This is a genomic window from Protofrankia sp. CiP3, assembly GCF_917627345.1.
In the GTDB taxonomy this organism is placed as follows: Bacteria; Actinomycetota; Actinomycetes; order Frankiales; family Frankiaceae; genus Protofrankia.
Genome location: NZ_CAKJTM010000012.1, coordinates 44,124 through 45,943 on the forward strand (window position 1 = coordinate 44,124; position 1,820 = coordinate 45,943).

The 1,820-nt window shown below is 64.1% G+C and carries 2 protein-coding genes; both read right to left on the minus strand.

Annotation, left to right across the window (positions count from 1 at the left end; all coding sequences use genetic code 11):
- Window positions 1–534: 534 nt before the first annotated feature.
- Window positions 535–942: a PIN domain-containing protein gene (locus MJ797_RS06980; protein ID WP_239308640.1), complete on the minus strand. Its 408-nt coding sequence runs from the start codon at window positions 940–942 to the stop codon at window positions 535–537.
- Entirely contained in the window at window positions 927–1,181 is a 255-nt protein-coding gene (locus tag MJ797_RS06985; protein WP_239332964.1) for a type II toxin-antitoxin system Phd/YefM family antitoxin, read from the minus strand. Before MJ797_RS06985 ends, MJ797_RS06980 begins: the two co-directional genes overlap by 16 nt.
- Between the last annotated feature and the right edge of the window lie 639 nt (window positions 1,182–1,820).

Here is a 1,820-nt window from a genome sequence, read left to right on the forward strand (position 1 = left end):
CACGGATGAGCCGCTCACTGATCGAACGCCCTATCCTCGGGCGCTCTAATCCGAAGTTACGTGATCATGAGCGCACCGTAGGCCGGTGACCTGGACATTTGTTCTGATCAAGGATTCACCTACTGGCTACACATCACTCTGCCGAGCGAAATAGACACTGACAGTGCGGTGGTGCACGACGTTTCCGCAGGTCACAGCTTTGCAAGTATGTCCGGCGACGAGCACACCGGCCCGGGATCTCACGTGCAGCCGACACTCGATGGCCACACGAAAAAATCATAAGAATACTGGCTACAGTTTGCCCAACGGAAGCAAAATCTGCAGGTAGATGCCGTCAGATCCAATCAAGATCACGCAACTTCGGCTTAATCCGCGGGTCGGCACCCGATCGTCATGGCATGCCGCCGGGCTGTCGCGCCGTTTCCGCTTCTCGGCGCTGACGCGCCTGCGGCGCGAAAGGACAGCAACCGGCGGACACCGAGGCTGATGCCTCCCCGACGAACTCACCACTCGCCCGCACACATGACCTGCGTGTCAGGTCATGCTGAGCACCTCGGCGTTCACGCCCGCCAGCCCGGTGAAGTCGGCGGACGCATCGGTCGTCAGCAGTATGCGTCCCTCGGCCACAGCCGTGGCAACAATGATCATGTCATGCGCTGGCCGCGGCCTGCCGCGGTGCATGGCGTGGACAGCGAGTCGGGCGTGTGCCCGAGCGACGTCGAGCGTGTAGTCCACAACCGGCACGCTGGCAAGCACTGCCTCCACATGCAGTGCACGACGCTGCTTGTGGGCCTCGGTCGCGCGCTCAACGCCCACGAGGAGCTCCATTGCGGTGATCGAGGCGATCGCCGCGTCGTCCGCCCCCAGGACCGCATCAATGTCGAGCGTGCCTCGCTCGAACGCGATGATGACCCCGGTATCGAGAATCACACGTCTGGCCACGTGCGGACCTGATCGGTGAAGGAGGCCCGCACGTCGGCCCGTATGGCCTCAAGATCGTCGGCAAAGGCGGGATCTGGCGTGTGCTCCCGCAGCGCGTCTTTGAGTCGGTCGGCCGTGGTGCGCCGTTCGGGGACGAACCGGCCGACCGTGACGCCATCCCGCGTGATCACCACAACTTGTCCGTGCTCGACCGCGTCGAGCACGCTGGCGAAGTTGCGGGCCGCCTGAGTGGCCGTCATGCTCTTCATGCGTTACACACTATCAGATTCACTTTGCGTATACATAACTACCATACTTCCATGGAAGCCCCTCCATGGACAGCGACCCAGAGCAGCGCACCGATCACATGCGCCGCACTGTAGCAACCGGTGTAGCAACGGCTGCGGACGTGGGCGGATGTCAGCGAACGGCGGCGGACGGACAGGCCTGGGCGAACCCCTGCACAATAAGGGGTAATTCGTGCCTACGGATCACACTGTTGGGCAGGTCCGGCGCGAGTGTCACACATGCGGGGGCTCTGCCCCCGCGCCCCCGACCTTCCCTCCGGAGAGGAGGGAAAGGGGGACAGTCCGCTGATCCTCTCCGCCGGTCGGGCACCCACAGGTCGGCCCCAGAACCCCCCGACCGGGCCAACGGCCGCACGGCACCCAGCCCACTACCGCCACGACGGCGGCCGTTGCCCAGCCAACAGCCCATCATGATCATCGCCTGATACCGACGGGTCGTCCGTAGCGCCGCGTACGACGGGTCAGGGTTGGGCACAGCTGCCACGAGACGCTATTGCCCCGGAGAACAACCCCGGACCCCACGCCGCAGGTTGCGTGGATCCTGTCCGAGCCTCCCCGGAGACACATTCTAAGAGCGCCCGGCAATAGGGG